The organism is Acinetobacter sp. N1-1 (assembly GCF_056711485.1).
In genome coordinates this window covers 2,090,103-2,107,737 of record NZ_JBWXUO010000012.1, presented here as the reverse complement: position 1 = coordinate 2,107,737, position 17,635 = coordinate 2,090,103, and the positions used below count along the sequence as shown (strand labels likewise).

Sequence of the window (17,635 nt, the reverse complement as noted above, 5' to 3'; positions counted from 1 at the left end):
GTTACATTCATGAAGAACATTTTTTTAAGTATTATTAAATTCTTAAGTATTTTATTTATTCTTGTTCAAATGTGGGTTTTTATTTCTTTATATTGGTGGTCTGATCATCCTGTTGAAACAACAATGTTCATGCGTATTGATGCATGGGAAAATAGTGTAACTGAAGTGGATCATACATGGGTCAGTTATTCGCATATGAGTCCTTATATAAAACAAGCAGTAATAACTGGTGAAGATGGCAAGTTTTTAGAACATCATGGGTTTGATTGGGATGGTATGCAAGTGGCTTTAGCGCGTAATGAGGAAAATGGTAGTATTGTGGCAGGTGGGTCAACAATTACGCAACAGTTAGCAAAAAATCTTTTCCTTTATAATCAACGTTCTTATTTTAGAAAATTTCAAGAAGCCATTATTACTTTAATGATGGAAAAAATGTGGTCTAAAAAAAGAATATTAGAAGTATATTTGAACTCGGTTGAGTTTGGTGAGAATTTATATGGAGTAGAGGCAGCTTCGCAATATTATTTTAAAAAAGAGAGTAAATATTTAACCAAGCAACAATCAATATTTTTGGCTGCATTATTACCTGATCCTAAATATTTTCAAAACCATCCTAACGATAAAAAGTTACATTTTCGTGAACATTTTATTGTGAAGTATATTAACTCTACACAAATACCATAAACAAATATTTAAATGTATTGTTTGTTTATGAATTACGCATTTCTTTATGAAATTGCCATAAATATAACGCATAATTAGAAAAGAAAATCGCATAATGCTTATTATGGAACAGTATATGAATACAGAGGCGCATGCTGTGGAAAATTACGAAGAAAATACCTATTTCCCAGAATATACTTATAATGAACGATATATTAATCGTGAGTTATCTATTTTAGATTTTCACTTAAGAGTACTAGAGCAAGCTGTTGATCCTCTCCATCCTCTCCTTGAAAGATTAAATTTTTTGCTTATTTTCTCACGCAATATGGATGAATTTTTTGAAATTCGTGTTGCTGGCGTTATGGAGCAATTAACTTTAGGGAATGAAAGTCATACACCCGATGGTCTTACACCTAAACAAGTTCTCGAACAAATTTCAAAAACAGCGCATGAAGCAATTGAGCGCCAGTATCGAATTTTAAATCAGGAAATTTTACCTAAGTTAAGAGAAGAAGATATTTGCTTTTTGCGTCGAGGAGAACTATCTCCTGCACAAACTGCATGGGTGAAGAAATATTTTCATGATCAAGTTGCCCCAGTTTTAACTCCGATTAGTTTAGATCCAGCACATCCATTTCCTCGTTTAGTGAATAAAAGTTTAAACTTTATTGTAACTTTAGAAGGAAAAGATGCCTTTGGTCGCCAAATTGACTTAGCTGTTGTTCCTGCACCTCGTTCATTGCCACGTGTTGTGCGCTTACCTGATGAATTGACGGATGGCAAAGAGCATCATGTGATGTTGTCTGCAATTATTCATGAGCATGTTTCTGATTTATTTCCAGGCATGACGGCAACAGGCTGTTATCAGTTTAGGGTAACCCGTAATGCCGATTTAGAGCTAAATGAAGATGTTGAAGACCTTGCAATTGCATTAAAAGGTGAATTAAGTTCACGCCGTTTTGGTCGTGCTGTACGTTTAGAGGTAACTCAAAGTTGTCCAAAGCATATTTACCAGTATTTACTCAATGAGTTTGAACTGCATGAAGAACAGTTATATAAGGTTGATGGCCCTGTAAATCTTGCACGTCTAGTTTCTAATTTCAAACGTCCTCATTTGAAATATGCAGCATATACGCCTGTTATTCCAAAAGTACTTCGTAAGTCAGAAAATATTTTTTCTGCAATGAAAAAACAAGATATTTTATTACACCATCCATTTGAATCTTTTGCTCCTGTAATTACTTTACTGAGAGAAGCAGCGCGTGATCCTAAAGTGCTGGCAATTAAACAAACTTTATATAGAAGTGGCCCTGATTCAGAAATTGTACAGGTACTTGCTGAAGCTGCAAGAAATGGTAAAGAAGTTACAGCTGTTATTGAGTTGCGTGCCCGTTTTGATGAAGAATCAAATATTGCTGTTGCCAATGTATTGCAGGAGGCTGGAGCTGTTGTTGTCTACGGTATTGTAGGCTATAAAACACATGCGAAAATGATTTTGGTTATTCGTCGTGAAAATAATAAGCTTGCTCGTTATGCACATTTAGGTACGGGAAATTACCATGCGGGTAATGCACGTATGTATACAGACTATGGTTTATTAACAACAGATAAAGAACTATGTGAAGATGTACATCGTATTTTCCAAGAGCTTACTGGTATGGGCAAAATGGCAAAACTCAAGAAGTTATTGCATGCGCCATTTACATTACATAGCCATTTACTTGGGTTTATTGATGATGAGATTGCTCATGCCAATGAGGGTAAAGAAGCGCATATTATTATTAAAGTAAATGCACTGACAGAAGTTCAATTAATTAATAAATTGTATGAAGCCTCTCAAGCGGGTGTAAAAGTTGATTTAATTATTCGTTCAATTTGTTGTTTACGTCCGGGGTTGCCAGGACTATCTGAAAATATTCATGTACGTTCGATCGTTGGACGTTTCCTTGAACATACACGTGTGTTTTATTTCAGCAATAATGGGAATGCACGTATTTATGGTTCAAGTGCAGACTGGATGAACCGTAATCTGTTTAATCGTGTTGAAGCATGTTTTCCTGTTGAAGATCCAACATTACGAAAATGTATTTATCAGCAAGGTTTATTAAACTATTTAAAAGATAATGAGCGTGCTTGGGTATTAAGTGGTGATGGTTCTTGGGCACGAGTACAAAGACAAGAAGGCGAGGTTCCACATAACTCGCAACAAGTACTTATAGAAGCATTTCGCTAGATTATAAAGTCTATTCATCAATAGCTTTGAGTTTGTATTAAAGCTATTGATGGCTTCTATTTTCCTTTGCAGAATATCCAAGCGTATTTTAGTGATTTCATGGATTATAACTATTTTTAAAATGAGTCAGTGTATGCAAAAAATGGGAGTGGTTACTTACTTATTTTGCATAGTTGGATATAGGCGAGAACTAAGAAAATAAAGCCACTGATACTTAAAAATATCAGCTTAGGTATAATTATTTCTGTCGGTACACCCATTTGGTTTAATTGAATGAACATTTGAATTGCATGGGTAGAGGGGAGGCATAAACTAAACCATTGAAGTGGCAGAGGCATTGCTTGTAGGGGCCATGATGTACCACTTAAAAGAAATAGTACAATAGATGTAGGTACAAGGATATGACCAACACGTTCAGGCATATCGAAAAAGCTAGCAATAAACATACTAAGTGCAATAATACAGCTAATAAATATGGGTACAGCGATGAGCATGCCTAAAAAGTTTCCACCACGTGGATAATCGTATAACCAAAATATAAAACCAAATAAATAAAAACTGGTTAAACAGCCAATTAAAAATATTGCTGCAAAAAAACCGAAAAACTCATTAGGCTGTGGTTGCCATCTTCTTTTTTCTCTATAGCCAGCAATAAGCATACCTACACCTAGTAAGATGGTTTGATGAATAATTAAAGGTGCAACTGAAGGAAAAATGTAGCTGCCATATCCTGACAGGGTATTAAATAAAGGAATTTGATGAATCGGTAGTTTAGGACTAAAATGACTTACTTTACTGAAGCGTTGTAGATAGCTCTCTATAATATTTTCTAAAGATATTGCTAAACCTGATGTAATTTGTTTCACACGAATTAAATATGCCGAACTGATATAAAGACCAATCCCTGTATTTTTTGGGTCTGTAAGTAATTCTGAAGATAACTTTTCGGGAAGGAGCAAAATTGCATCTGCTTTTTGTGCTTGGACTTGTTGTTGTGCCTCCAAAAAGTTCGTTGTAATTTGAGTAATTCTAATATTGGGGTTCGAGTTAATTGTGTTAATGATCTGATTGGTTAAAGCACTTTGGTCTTGATCTACGATAATAACAGGCAGGTCTTCTGCTTGCTGTGCTTTATATGCTGTTGGATAGAAAAAACCATAGAGTATAGAGCCTAAGATGAGGGTTGTAAAAACAGCAGAAAAGCCTTTTATATCTTTAAAGGTTTTAAAGAAATAGAACAGGAATGACTTCATGTTTTAGCCTCCTGACTTACTTTTTTTAAGCTAATAACTGACAGTAAATAACCAATAAAACAAAAAAGAATAAGTAATAAAAAGGGGGGTGTAGAAATATATGTAGGACTACCAACAACCCATTGTTCCGTTTGTAGTTTTACATAAGGTGTATAGGGAATCAGGTTTGACCATAACTGTGTGAAAAATGGGGCATTATTTAAGGGAAGTGTAACACCTGCAAAACTTAAAGATGAACCGCCATAAATTGCAATTACACCAAAAGTACGTGTTAAATCTTTGATGGCAAGTGTTACTGCTGTGATCAGTAGCGCATAACTTAAGTAAAGTAAAAATAGCGCGACCAATAGCAGTAATAAGTTTCCAGCTATAAACCAGCCACGAATGACTGTAAGCCAAAATAGCCATAAAAGTGACCAACTAAATAAAATACTACTATGTATAAGACTTTTTGCAAAAATAGCTTGGCTTAATGATATGTTGTCTAACCATTGAGGTATGGTTTTAAACTTCATTTCTTGCCCGACAGAAAATGCAATTGAGCAGCAAATAATGAGGTGAAGGAGTGCAGGGATTAGAAAAGGTTCTAAAAATAACTCATAGTCTAAAGTTGGGTTAAATAATGGCGAAACCTTTACATGTGGTGCAGAAATATCTAAGTAAGGAATATTGTTTTTGAAGTGGTTTTTTTCTAAAAAATCAATCGTTGCTTCTGCTGTAGATGTAAGCATTGCTGATGAAATTGTATTTCCAATACTGAAAAAAGATTGATTGTATGTAATTGCAATCTGAGCATCTTGACCACGTACAAGACGTTTCTCGGCACCGTAGGGAATAAGGACATAACCCCAAACTTGGGTTTTATTTAAACTTTTTTCAGCATAGCTTTGATCGGCTGTTTGTAGTTGTATATGTAGTGAGTGATTTAATGCCAAGTAATTGGTGATTTTTGCACTGAGCTGGCTTTGATCTTGGTCAATAATTGCAATAGGGAGCTGCTCAGGTTTTCCTTGCATGAGCATGCTGCTGAAAATAAGAATAATCAGCAGTGGTGCAATGGTAAGCATAGAAAGATCCCATTTGTGTGTTCGCAAGTAGTGAAGCTCTCTCCATAATGCTTTATACATTAGTGTCCCTCTTCTACCTTAAAGATGACACTCATTCCTTCTTTAATGGGAATGTGACGATCTTCAGGCGTTAGGTGTAGCTTAAAGCTACGAATATCGTACCCTCCTGTTTGGCGCGTTGTTTTAATCGTGGCAAAGTTGCCTTGAGGGTCTATATTCTCAATTTTAAAAGTCATATTTTGGTTAAGTGCAGGCACAAATCCCTCAATACTATTTTTATTATAAATATTTGAATATTGGTCTTCTCTAATATTTAAACTCACCCAAAGATGTGCTGTATCTACGATATCAATGACGGGTACGCCTGTTGCAACAAGTTCAGACGGATTACCATAAATATTTGCGATAGTTCCATGAATTGGGGCGAGTAACTGTGTTTCTGATTCCAAAGACTTTACTTCATTTACGGCAGCCTGAGCAATTTCTACTTGAGCATCTGCCATTGATTTCTGTTCGGTTGTACTTCCATCTTTTGCACGTTTATATTGTTGGTAGGCAGCTTCTGTCATTTGTGCAGATGATTGTTGTGCAGCAAACATTTCATCTCGACGTTGTCTAGAAATAACACCTTCTTGATAAAGATTTGCTCCACGTTGATAAGTCGTGTGTGCAAGTTGTTGTTGTGCACGTAAGCTTTGCCAATTTGCATATAGGCTAGCAAGGTTTTCTTCACGTGTACCACGATTGGTCGTTGCCTGTAAGGCTAAAGCAGACTGTAAAGAGGCAAGAGCTTGTTGTTTTTTTGCATCAATTTCAGGACTATGTAAGCGAGCGAGTGGTTGTCCTTGAGTGACCACTTGCCCTTCAGAAACGTAAATATCATCGATACGACTAAGTAGTTTAGTACTGACATGAATAACTTCGGCTTCAACACGACCTTGAATAGATACCTCTTCAGGTTGATAGCTTTTCCATAGTCCAAAACCAATTAGAGCTAAGATGAGAAGTAAAATAATTACTAATATAATAATTTTGATTAATTTTTTTTGGAAATTATTTTGCTTCATTTCGGATGTATGTTCAGACGAAGCATTTTTCTCATTATTTTGTTCGTTCATGGAGTTCTCTTGCATGCATTAATGAATAAATATTGTATTTGATTGATTAATATATTGAGGAAATTGCTTAATTGAACCATTGGCTTGTAACAGTGCTGCAAGGGCGAGTATGTATTTATAAGCATTCATGGCAGATTCAGCTTGCATGGCATGATAGATATTTTCCGCATCTACCACTTGAGTGGCTGTGCCCATATTCTCTTTAAAAGAAAGTGATTGAATGCGTAAGTTTTCTTGAGCTGCCTGCATATTTTCTTGTAGTAAGCGTTGCGTATGTTGAGCACCTTCCATGGTGGTATATGCTTTAAAAATTAGATTTTGTAGCTCTTGCTTAGTACGCTCGGTAGCAAAGGTGCTAGCGTCTCGTTGTAATTCAGCAGCTTGCACTTGCTTTTTATGGTCTATTCCTGAAAAGAGGTTATAGCGTGCAGCAATGCCAATCACCCAATTTTCTTTGTTGTCTATCACGTATTCACCAAATGCATATAGGCTTGGTTTTTGCGATGCACGCTGAATTTTAATGTTTTGATCCGCAAGTTGGGTATCCATTTGCATTTTACGTAGTAGTGTAGATTTATTATCAAGTTGATTATAAATGTTGGTAAGAGGTTGGCTCATTGAGCTATTGATAAAAAGTGCTGTGGTGAGGTTTAGAGGCTGTTGAGTTTTGACAAGTTGTTGTAATGCAAAAAGGCTTTGTTGTAATTGAATTTGTAAGTTGTCTAAAGCTCTCAGCGAGTTATTGTAAGCAACTTCAAATTGCATACGTTGTCCCTTACTGATGAAGCCTTGCTGTTCAAGTTTGATTGCATTATTGACATGCTTTTGCATGGCATTGGCATTAAATTGTGCGATATCAACTAATTTTCTTTGCAATTGAACATTAAAATAATTTTGAATTACTTCAAATCGCTGATTATCTTCCTGCTGTTGTACAGTGATTTCACCACGAGAGGCTTGTAGTGATGCAAGCGCTTTTGTGCTTGATATTAGTCCGCCTGTATATAGAGGCATAATGACTGAAATTGTTGGTCGAATATCGTGGTCTTTTACAATAACATTGGTCTGATCGGGAATGAGGTTATTTATGCCATCAGAGATGTTTTGATCAGCAGCTTGGCTAATTTGCGAGATTGCATCTGCATTTATTCCGAGTTGCGATCCCACATTTGAGATTTGACTATTTAAATTTTGTGAAATGCTTTGGCTAATATTATTCTTAATACTTTTTAGAGAGATATTTTGTTCTGCATGAAAACTATATGCACGCACATTTAAGTTAATACTTGGAAGCCCAGCATGTTTTACAGCTTCTGCATTCAGTTGTGATGCTTGCTGTAATCTCTGACTTGCTTGTGTGCTATAACTAGTATTTAGTGTTTGTTGTTCTGCTTGTTGATAGCTTAAATCATAAGAAAAACTATGCTGTGAGTATATGAAGCCGAAGGTAAGCAAAAGATATTTGGAAATATCTGATGTTACTTGAAGATTTAAAAAGCGAAAATTTTTCATATTGTCATAGATCTTTAGTTTTGATCATTATTCTATTTTCTAGAAACAACACTATATTACATGTAATAAAACCATTGTATAAAATTTTACTATTCATCAGAAAGTTGGAAATTTAGAGTCGAAGTGCGTAAAATCGAGTTCAGTTACTATTTCGGCTTGAGGCATCTATGCGAGGACTTTATCTCATTACTAATGATGATCCTTTTCGAGTACTTTTTGAGAAATTAGAGATTGCTTTAGCAACTCAGAAAGTTCAAATCTTACAATATCGCCGTAAAAAAGTTGAATATGAACAGCAAATTGAAGAAATTAAAGAAATTAAGATTTTATGCGAGCAGTATCAAACCCCATTTGTAATTAATGATAACTTAGCACTTGCGTCAAAGTTTTCTTTAGGTGTTCATTTAGGGCAGGGAGATGGGGAGATTATTGATGCAGTTCAGCAATTACAAAAGCATAAAAGGATTATTGGAAGAACATGTAAAAACTCTTTAGATTTCGCACAAACTGCAATAGATGAAGGCGCGACCTATGTGGCTTTTGGCGCTATTTATGCAACTGCAACAAAACCTGAAGCAGGAAGCTTTGGCGTTGATGTTGTAAGACAAGCACGAAAACGATTTAACGTACCTATTTGTGCGATTGGTGGCTTAACTGTAGAAAATGCACAACCTGTTATTGATGCTGGCGCAGATTTATGTGCTGTGATTAGTGATGTATTAGGACGAGATATTCAAGATATTCCTGCACGTATTGATGCATGGACAAAACTATTTCATATTGAAGAAAAGTGAGTAAAAAATGGGACTTTCTACAAAGCAAGTACAGCTATTTGAACAGGCAAGTAAGCATATTCCTGGTGGCGTAAACTCTCCTGTGCGTGCATTTAATGGTGTAGGTGGCACACCTGTATTTATTGAAAAAGCAAAAGGTGCATATCTTTGGGATGTCGATGGTAAGAAATATGTTGACTATATTGGTTCTTGGGGGCCAATGATTTTAGGTCATGCACATCCTGATATTATTCATGCTGTACAAACTGCAGCAGAGGACGGTCTAAGTTTTGGTGCGCCAACGGTGCATGAAACTACTCTGGCCGATATTATTTGTGAAGTTGTACCTTCTATTGAAATGGTACGTATGACGAATTCGGGTACTGAAGCGACAATGTCAGCGATTCGCTTGGCACGTGGCTATACTGGGCGTGACAAAATTGTAAAGTTTGAAGGTTGTTATCACGGTCATTCAGACTCATTACTTGTGAAAGCAGGCTCGGGGTTACTGACGCTTGGTGAACCAACATCAAAAGGTGTTCCTGCAGATTTTGCAAAGCATACGATTACATTGCCATATAACGACATAGAAGCATTACATACATGCTTTGAAAAATATGGATCAGAAATTGCAGGTGTGATTGTAGAGCCTGTTGCTGGAAATATGAACCTTGTAAAACCTATTGCAGGATTTTTAGAGGCAATTAGAGAAGTTTGTGATACACATCAATCGGTATTTATTATTGATGAAGTGATGACGGGTTTTCGTGTTTCATTAGGTGGCGCGCAAGCATATTATGGTGTTACACCTGATTTAACAACGCTTGGAAAAATTATTGGTGCTGGTTTACCTGTTGGTGCTTTTGGTGGTAAACGTGAAATTATGGAATGTATTGCACCGTTGGGTGGTGTATATCAGGCAGGTACGCTTTCAGGAAATCCTCTTGCAATGCGTGCAGGGATCACCATGTTTAAACACCTGCGCGAACCAAGCTTTTATGAGAACCTAACTAAAAAGCTGGAGGCATTACTTGTAGGATTGCAGCAGGTTGCAGATGAGGTTGGTGTGCCTTTTAAAACAGAACAAGCAGGCGCAATGTTTGGCTTGTACTTCACAGATCAAACTGAAATTACAAGCTTTGATGATATTCTAGAATGTGATGCGGAAGCATTTAAAGTATTTTTCCATGGTATGTTAGAGCGAGGTGTTAACCTTGCACCATCGGCATTTGAAGCGGGCTTTATTTCATCTGCACATACAGATACAGATATTGAGTTTACTGTGAAGATGGCAAAAGAAGTCTTTCTTACAATGAAAAAATAAGGTTAAAAAAAGGGGGTGATCCCCCTTTTTTTTAAGTTGTCAAAATTCTTTGAGGAGCTTTGCATGAATTGTTGCAAAATACTCTCTGAACCATAAGTTATAACGTGTAAGTAATGGTGTCGAAGCGCTGACCATGTATATATGAGAATATCCTTGTTTCTCTCCGATTGCTTTTGAGCGAGGTATGTGAAACTCACTTGTTACGACAGCTAAGGGCATTTGCTTTGTAATATGATATTTTTCCATAATGACAGCACTATTTTGAAAGTTAGTAAAAGTGCTTGTACTTTGATTTTCTAAGAGCATACGATCATTTCTAATATTATAGTTGCGCTTTAAGTATTCGGCCATAACTTGTGCTTCGCTAAAGTCAGGATCAGTTGTGTATCCACCTGTTAAAATAATATGAGTATAGGGCTGTTGTAGAGCAATAGCGGCTGCACGGTCTAAGCGCTGTTGTAATGTAGGACTTGGCTTACCATTGATCGTGCCACATCCTAAAACCATAATATTATCTACATGTGGAACATGTTTAGTTGCTAAAACATTTTGCTGGATTTTCCAAAAAAATATACCGAGTGTAATGAGCCATACAAAAAAGAATAACCATGCAAGTCGCCATGCTTTTTTAGTGTACGAGTGTTTTGTAAGAAAGCGTTGAATGGGTTTCCATATAATACTGAGAATAATGAAAAGTATGCCTAACATTAAGGGTGCAAGCGTACTTAAATCTCGTTTTTGTAATGAAAGAAGGTAACTATTTATTGAAACCAAGATAATACCAGCGAGCATAAGTGGTACTTGGTTAAATAGAAAATAAGGTGATTTTTTTAGGATTTTCATTGGATTAAACAATTCTGTAAAGAAAAATAATAAAACAAAATAGTGAAGACAGTAGAATAGCGTATCAAATATTTTTCAAAAACTTCAATTTGTAGTAGTTCTATATGAAAAAGTGGGCTTTTATACTAATTTCTTTTATCTTTTTGCCATTGGTGGCTATAGCCCAACCGTCTATAAAATTGATACCTGTTGAGCGAATTCAGACCATTGAAACTGCTGAAGCGAGACCAAGTTTTTATAATTTTCATCTCGAAAAAGAAAAAAAGCATAAGCCTATTATTGCTTTAGTATTGGGTAGCGGGGGAGCAAGAGGTTATGCGCATATAGGTGCAATTGAAGCATTAGAAAACCAAGGAATTCGACCAGACTTTATTGTTGGCACAAGTGCTGGAAGTATTGTAGGTGCAATGTATGCAAGTGGAAAAACTCCAAATGAAATGAAAAATATTGCATTAAATATGAGAGTGAATGATGTTCGTGAAATTACACTTACGCGAAAGGGTTTTTTAGATGGAGAAAAAGTTTCAGATTTTGTAAATAAACAGATTAATTATTTACCTTTAGAAAAAATGAAAATTCCTTTATATATTGTTGCAACTGAATTAAAAACAGGAGCAAAAACAGTTTTTGATTATGGCAATACAGGGCAGGCAGTACAGGCGTCAACAGCGATACCTAGTATGTTTGTTCCAGCCAAAATTGCAGGTAAAGAATATGTGGATGGTGGACTTGTAAGCCCTGTCCCAGTTGATGTTGCACGCCGTTTAGGTGCAGATATTGTTATTGCTGTTGATATATTGCAACAGCCACAATATACAGAAACAACAAATATGTGGGGGTTATTTAATCAAAATATTAATATTATGCAGCAACAATTATCTCAAAATGAGTTGAAAGAAGCAGATATTATTATACAGCCAGATATTCGTGAGAAAGCACATATTTTTGATGTAAAAGCACGAGATAATACAATGATTGCAGGTTTGCTTGCTGCACAAAGTAAGATAGATGAGCTGAAAGAAATAATTCATCAGAAGTCACTTATTATGCAGGAAAAGAATACAGAGATGTTTTAGCTCAAGTCATATAAATTATTTTATTTCTATTTTAAAAAGATACAAAAAAACAATATTTTCTAAATTAAATATTAATTTTAAAAGATGTGTATAAATAACTGGTTAAATTTAATATTTATTCGACTTATTTTGGATATAAGGGTTTGTTTAATTGGATTGATGAATATCCTTTAGTATCTAGGTTGAAGTCGATATAATAACGGTAAAGAAAAGATGCTTTAATCAAGGATGTAAGTAATGCCTGAATTAGATCAACAAGTGGTTCCCTCATCAGAAGACCAATCTGAGTTAACGATGACCGTTTTGATGACACCAGATATGGCAAATTTTTCAGGAAATGTACATGGTGGTACAATTTTAAAACTGTTAGACCAAGTTGCATATGCATGTGCAAGCCGTTACTCAGGTAGCTATGTCGTTACACTGTCTGTAGATCAAGTGACTTTTAAAGAACCAATACATGTAGGGGAGCTTGTAACTTTTTTAGCTTCAGTAAATCATGTTGGTCGTACATCAATGGAAATTGGTATACGTGTAGAGGCACAAAATATTCGTACACGTACACAGCGACATACAAATAGTTGTTATTTCACAATGGTTGCTGTAGATGAATCAGGGAAGCCACAAGTTGTACCTAAACTTAATATTGAAAATGAATGGCAACGTTGTCGCTTTGATGCTGCTGAAGCACGTAAGAAAATGAGACTACATCAGCACCAAAAAAAATCATGTAGTTTAACGTACAAAGAGAAAAAATAGTCGTTTCTAATAAAGTGTACTTTGCTTAGGAATATAACCTTGTGTATCCATACCATGAAGTGCGCCGTTTAAATGGTATTGGATTGCATGAGGATCTGCTGTAATAACATTTGGCTGATGAATAGGATTTAAGTCTGCTAATTTTTGTAGTGAGATATTACTGTGGTGTTTTTTGTAGATATGCTCACAAGTATGAGTAAATGCTGTGCTTGCTGAAAAAGTTGATGATGTTGCAAATATATCTTTTACATTTTTCATGGCAAATATCCTTTACTTCTATATATGAAATAATGACGTATGTTTAATTAAAACCATGTATTTATACTAAATGAAAAAAATCATCTATTTCGGATAATGACAAAAGTTAACGCAGATTTTACTTCTAATATACATGTAGCATATATTTGTAATTGCGCTGTGAAGTATTTTTTTTAAGCCGTAAATATAGAGGTAAAAGGTGTAAATGATATGGTTATTTTTTACCCTAATAACTTACATTTTATTTACAAGATCTATGCTTAAACAGTTTGTAAGCACTGCTTCTATCTAAATTTTATGAAGTCATTTATGATGTGTAGCAATCAATACATGAAGATATAAAAAGATATGCAAGAACTTGAAGTAACAGATATTAAAGAAGGAACAGGCAAAACTGTTGTTAAAGGTGCACTGATTACAACGCATTATATAGGTTGGTTGGCAGATGGAACAAAATTTGATGCTTCTTTAGATCGTGGACAATATTTTGAATGTGTTATTGGAACAGGTCGTGTGATTAAAGGTTGGGATCAGGGGCTTATGGGTATGAAAGTTGGTGGTAAGCGTCATTTAAAAGTTCCTGCACATCTTGCATATGGTGATAGAAAAATAGGGAAAATTATTCCTAAAAATGCTGATTTAACGTTTGAAATTGAATTGTTTGATGTAAAAACAAGAGATGAATAACACTATTAAATACTGCATTCATAGCCTTAGTCTAATTTGTACAATTTGTATCTGTTAAAAGATAAAAAAAATATAAATAAAGCTTATATTTTAGCTAGCTTATTCAGATAAATTCGCTACAATCTCGCCTATCATATCATCATGAATTGGTTGTGAAGGCTCTTGGTGTTTTAAGCTTAAATTCAGTTTAACTTTTGACAATATATAAGAGTTACTGATTAAAAGTATGTAATGAGGAAGTTAGTTTGCGCATGGATGTGGCTTCGATCTAATCAGTAATATGAAATTTATAAACGGAAACCGTATGCTTACTCGTTTTTTAGGTTCAGTCGTTGCAGGCTGTGTCAGTCTAGCTATGCTGGGTCTATCACCTTCTATATATGCAGCTAAGAAACCCCATATAAGCCCAACGACACTGACAGTGATTGGGTACCATGAAGTGACCAACCAAGCGAATGATGCATTAATTCCATTTTATGCGGTGAGTACTGAGAACTTTGAAAAACAAGTAAAGTGGTTACAGCAAAACGGCTTTCACTTTATCTCTGTGAATGAGCTGATTAAAGCACATGCTGGTAAACTTACACTACCTGCTAAGCCAGTACTTCTTACAGTTGATGATGGCTATGAATCTTTTTATAGCAATATCTATCCATTTGTAAAAGAGAATAAGATACCTATAGTACTTGCTGTTGTTGGCTCATGGGTAGATACACCTTCTAACCAAGAAGTACACTTTGGTGATGATGAAATTAGCCGTAACAAGATTTTAACGTGGCAACAAATTAAAGAAATGAGTGATAGTGGTTATGTTGAAATTGCGAACCACAGTTACGACTTGCACCATGGTGTGATTGGTAACCCACAAGGGAACTCTGAACCGGCTGCAACTACACGAATTTATAATGCAACGACGAAGAAATATGAAGGTGATGGTGAATATAATCGACGTATTTACAATGATCTGAAGAAAAACAATGAGGCATTTAAAGCCAATGGTATTCCTGTACCACGTGTAATGGTTTGGCCATATGGTCGTTACAATATGGAAACAGTGCGTATTGCTAAACAGCTAGGTATGCCAATTACCATTACTTTAGATGATGGCCCTGCATATTTGAAAAAGTCACTAGGTGCATTAAACCGCATCTTGGTTGAACATGACATGACTTTAGATGATTTAGGTCGAGAAATTGAAAGCCGAGAAAAGAATCTTGGGGATAACTATCGTCCACAAAAAATCATGCATGTTGATTTAGACTACATCTATGACAAAGATGAAAAACAAGAAGAGAAGAACTTAGGTGCTTTACTCGATCGCATCCAAAAAATGAATGTGAACACAGTTTACTTACAAGCGTTCTCAGATCCAGATGCCAATGGTTCAGCGGATATGGTTTACTTTCCAAATCGCTACATTCCAATGCGTCAAGACTTGTTTAACCGAGTTGCTTGGCAAATTGCATCACGTACCCAAGTACAACGAGTATATGCATGGATGCCACTACTTGCATGGGAGCTTCCAAAATCTAATCCTGTTTCTAAAGACCTAGTAGTTTCACAACAACCGAAGCATAGTGACCATTTAAATATGGGTTATATTCGTTTGTCACCATTTTCAGCACCTGCACGTAAAGTCATTGAAGGTATTTATCAGGATTTAGGAAAGTCAGCAACGATTGACGGTATCTTATTCCATGATGATGCGACATTGTCTGATTATGAAGATGCCAGTCCTGAAGCGTTACAGGCATATAAAAAAGCAGGATTGCCGACAGATTTAGAAGCGATACGCAAAGATGACAAGACGCTACAAAAATGGGCAGCATTTAAAACAAACTATTTGGACAACTTTGCGTTACAATTAGCAGCAGAAGTTAGACAATATCAACCTGCATTACACACAGCGCGGAATATGTATGCACAAGTTGTATTAAACCCGAATGCAGAGACATGGTATTCTCAATCACTTGAACAGTCATTAAATCGTTATGACTTCACAGCTATCATGGCTATGCCTTATATGGAGCAAGCCAAAGATAAAACTAAATTCTATTCAGATATTGTTAAGCGCTTAAAGCAGTATCCAAATGGGATTCGCAAATCTGTCGTTGAGTTACAAGCGGTTGATTGGAGGCAGAACAGTAAGCCAATTCCATCACAGGAGTTAGCGAGTACGATTAAGTCTTTATATCAGCAAGGTGTTATGCATGTTGCATATTATCCCGATGATCCAATTACAGGTCATCCCGATCCAACGATTATGCGCCAAGCGTTTGATTTAAAGTCAAATGGTATTGAGCCTTAGGAGTTTGACAATATGTCAGCATTACAGCACTTTTGGAAATCAGCCTTAGCTTTTGTTTTCTACTATCCACTTTTTATGTCTTATTTGTGGATGATTGGTGCAATTATCTTTTACTTGAAAGAGAAAAAAGATCCACCATATACACAGCCTAAACCATTACCAGCATATCCTAAGGTTGCTGTTCTTGTTCCATGCTTTAATGAAAGTGATAATGCAGAGGAAACGATTAGCCATGCTTTACAGCTTGACTATCCAGACTTTGAGGTAATCGCTATTAATGATGGTAGTTCTGATAATACTGCTGAAGTATTAGATGAATTGGCAATGAAGTATGAGAAACTAAGAGTAGTGCATCTTGCCCAAAATCAGGGGAAAGCGATGGCATTACAAGCAGGAAGCCTTGTAACAGAAGCTGAGTACCTTATTGGTATAGATGGTGATGCATTACTTGATAAGCATGCGGCAACTTGGATGATGCGCCACTTTTTAGCAGATCCTACCGTAGCAGCAGTAACGGGTAATCCTCGTATTAGAACGCGTTCTACATTATTGGGGCGTATTCAAGTTGGAGAGTTTTCTTCAATTGTTGGTATGATTAAACGAGCACAACGAGTGTTTGGTCGTTTATTTACAGTATCTGGTGTAATTACTGCGTTCCGTAAAACGGCAGTACATGAAATTGGATATTGGTCGCCTGATATGTTGACAGAAGATATTGATATTACTTGGAAACTACAGAGAGCAGGGTGGGATGTGCAATTTGAGCCAAATGCTTTGGTTTGGATACTCATGCCTGAGACATTAAAAGGTCTTTATAAGCAACGATTACGCTGGGCAATGGGTGGTGCGCAAGTCCTTATTAAGAATTTTGATGTTTTATTTAGACCAAGTTTAAACTTTTTATGGCCATTAATGATCGAACTTTGTCTTACATTGGTTTGGTCGTATTTGATGCTTATCATGGCAGGTATATGGTTGTTTAATCTAATTTTTCCAAACCATGTGCTTCCTGCAATGAGTTCACCATTTTTCCCAGATGGGATTGGGATCTTACTTGGTGCGACATGTTTATTGCAGTTTGTCATGAGTAAATGGATGGATAGTCGTTATGAGCCTCGACTATTTAAAAACTATTATTGGATGATTTGGTATCCATTTGTATTTTGGCTCATTACCGTAACAGCCAGCATTATTGCTTTTCCAAAGGTGCTAGCTAGACGCGATGGAAAACGAGCACGGTGGGTAAGTCCTGACCGTGGTGTCCGTTCTAAGTCCTAATATTAAAGGTTTTCCTTATGAGTACTAGATCATTGATTATAGATTTACGTCAGCAGTTACCTTGGCATAGACGTTATATGTCAACTACGACAACAGCGCTTTTATGGGGCTGTTGGTTTCTGCTGTGGCGTCCAATTCTACTCATTTTAATGTTTATCATTTATAGCACGCCATATGGCTTAAATAAGCTATGGAATGCATTTTGGCTTGGTCTACAAGTAGATATGGTTTCATTGCTCTTATGTGCAGGTGGTTTATGTCTATGGTGTAAGTTAATACCTGCGCATACCGTGAAGCAGGTCGCGACTAAAACGACACAAGATTATGCACGACATTTTGCATTACCTGAACAAGAAGTTGCACAAAGTCGTCTGCAAAAAGTTACAACGGTATATCACAATGAGCAAGGAAAAATTATTCGTGTAGAGTAATTAGTTGGTAGGGATTGTGTTGTTTTGCTTGCAAGTTACACAAGCTCAT

At 36.1% G+C, this 17,635-nt stretch carries 16 protein-coding genes; 10 read left to right on the top strand and 6 right to left on the bottom strand.

What is annotated here, in order from left to right; translation table 11 throughout:
- Positions 1-9 precede the first annotated feature (9 nt).
- The gene (mtgA, locus tag AC1MPL_RS10475; RefSeq protein ID WP_479765881.1) at positions 10-684 is read left to right on the top strand and encodes a monofunctional biosynthetic peptidoglycan transglycosylase; all 675 of its coding nucleotides are present in this window, start codon (positions 10-12) and stop codon (positions 682-684) included.
- A gap of 115 nt (positions 685-799) precedes the next feature.
- Positions 800-2,899: a polyphosphate kinase 1 gene (ppk1, locus tag AC1MPL_RS10470; RefSeq protein ID WP_479765880.1), complete on the top strand. Its 2,100-nt coding sequence runs from the start codon at positions 800-802 to the stop codon at positions 2,897-2,899.
- 152 nt (positions 2,900-3,051) lie between these two features.
- Here the strand turns inward: ppk1 and AC1MPL_RS10465 are convergent, their stop codons facing one another.
- From AC1MPL_RS10465 to AC1MPL_RS10450, 4 genes are read right to left on the bottom strand one after another with little or no spacing between them, the layout of a single operon-like run.
- The gene (locus tag AC1MPL_RS10465; protein ID WP_479765879.1) at positions 3,052-4,152 is read right to left on the bottom strand and encodes an ABC transporter permease; all 1,101 of its coding nucleotides are present in this window, start codon (positions 4,150-4,152) and stop codon (positions 3,052-3,054) included.
- The gene (locus AC1MPL_RS10460; RefSeq protein WP_479765877.1) at positions 4,149-5,279 is read right to left on the bottom strand and encodes an ABC transporter permease; all 1,131 of its coding nucleotides are present in this window, start codon (positions 5,277-5,279) and stop codon (positions 4,149-4,151) included. Before AC1MPL_RS10460 ends, AC1MPL_RS10465 begins: the two co-directional genes overlap by 4 nt.
- Complete coding sequence (locus AC1MPL_RS10455) at positions 5,279-6,352, bottom strand: HlyD family secretion protein (RefSeq protein ID WP_479765876.1); 1,074 nt, start codon at positions 6,350-6,352, stop codon at positions 5,279-5,281. The genes AC1MPL_RS10460 and AC1MPL_RS10455 overlap by 1 nt, the downstream gene beginning before the upstream one ends.
- A 3-nt stretch (positions 6,353-6,355) precedes the next feature.
- On the bottom strand, positions 6,356-7,849 hold the full coding sequence (locus AC1MPL_RS10450) for a TolC family protein (RefSeq protein ID WP_479765875.1): 1,494 nt from the start codon (positions 7,847-7,849) through the stop codon (positions 6,356-6,358).
- A gap of 167 nt (positions 7,850-8,016) precedes the next feature.
- On the opposite strand from AC1MPL_RS10450, the gene thiE reads away from it, so the two are divergent.
- Both thiE and hemL read left to right on the top strand, forming a co-directional pair.
- Positions 8,017-8,643 carry a thiamine phosphate synthase gene (thiE, locus tag AC1MPL_RS10445; protein WP_479765874.1) on the top strand — a complete coding sequence of 209 codons (627 nt, stop codon included), beginning with the start codon at positions 8,017-8,019 and terminating at the stop codon, positions 8,641-8,643.
- Between the two features lie 7 nt (positions 8,644-8,650).
- Complete coding sequence (gene hemL, locus AC1MPL_RS10440) at positions 8,651-9,946, top strand: glutamate-1-semialdehyde 2,1-aminomutase (protein WP_479765872.1); 1,296 nt, start codon at positions 8,651-8,653, stop codon at positions 9,944-9,946.
- Between the two features lie 39 nt (positions 9,947-9,985).
- Here hemL and AC1MPL_RS10435 read toward each other — a convergent pair whose 3' ends face one another.
- Positions 9,986-10,789 carry a YdcF family protein gene (locus AC1MPL_RS10435; protein WP_479765870.1) on the bottom strand — a complete coding sequence of 268 codons (804 nt, stop codon included), beginning with the start codon at positions 10,787-10,789 and terminating at the stop codon, positions 9,986-9,988.
- A gap of 104 nt (positions 10,790-10,893) precedes the next feature.
- Between AC1MPL_RS10435 and AC1MPL_RS10430 the strand changes: the two genes are divergently transcribed.
- Together AC1MPL_RS10430 and AC1MPL_RS10425 are read left to right on the top strand one after the other, a co-directional pair.
- Positions 10,894-11,865 (top strand): patatin-like phospholipase family protein, encoded by a 972-nt coding sequence (locus AC1MPL_RS10430; RefSeq protein ID WP_479765868.1) that lies wholly within the window; start codon positions 10,894-10,896, stop codon positions 11,863-11,865.
- 237 nt (positions 11,866-12,102) lie between these two features.
- Complete coding sequence (locus AC1MPL_RS10425) at positions 12,103-12,624, top strand: acyl-CoA thioesterase (RefSeq protein ID WP_479765866.1); 522 nt, start codon at positions 12,103-12,105, stop codon at positions 12,622-12,624.
- Positions 12,625-12,630: 6 nt separating this feature from the next.
- On the opposite strand, the gene AC1MPL_RS10420 is transcribed toward AC1MPL_RS10425, so the two are convergent.
- A complete protein-coding gene (locus tag AC1MPL_RS10420; protein WP_479765864.1) occupies positions 12,631-12,882 on the bottom strand; it encodes a hypothetical protein in 252 nt (83 codons plus the stop codon).
- A 348-nt stretch (positions 12,883-13,230) separates the two neighbouring features.
- Between AC1MPL_RS10420 and AC1MPL_RS10415 the strand changes: the two genes are divergently transcribed.
- The 4 genes from AC1MPL_RS10415 to pgaD all read left to right on the top strand — a co-directional run bounded on the left by AC1MPL_RS10415 (position 13,231) and on the right by pgaD (position 17,586).
- Positions 13,231-13,569, top strand: a complete 339-nt coding sequence (locus AC1MPL_RS10415) for an FKBP-type peptidyl-prolyl cis-trans isomerase (RefSeq protein WP_479765862.1) — start codon at positions 13,231-13,233, stop codon at positions 13,567-13,569.
- 304 nt (positions 13,570-13,873) lie between these two features.
- Positions 13,874-15,877, top strand: coding sequence for a poly-beta-1,6-N-acetyl-D-glucosamine N-deacetylase PgaB (gene pgaB, locus AC1MPL_RS10410; RefSeq protein ID WP_479765861.1), 2,004 nt, complete (start codon positions 13,874-13,876; stop codon positions 15,875-15,877).
- Positions 15,878-15,889: 12 nt separating this feature from the next.
- Entirely contained in the window at positions 15,890-17,155 is a 1,266-nt protein-coding gene (pgaC, locus tag AC1MPL_RS10405; protein ID WP_479765859.1) for a poly-beta-1,6-N-acetyl-D-glucosamine synthase, read from the top strand.
- A gap of 17 nt (positions 17,156-17,172) precedes the next feature.
- A complete protein-coding gene (pgaD, locus tag AC1MPL_RS10400) occupies positions 17,173-17,586 on the top strand; it encodes a poly-beta-1,6-N-acetyl-D-glucosamine biosynthesis protein PgaD (protein WP_479765858.1) in 414 nt (137 codons plus the stop codon).
- Positions 17,587-17,635: the final 49 nt, after the last annotated feature.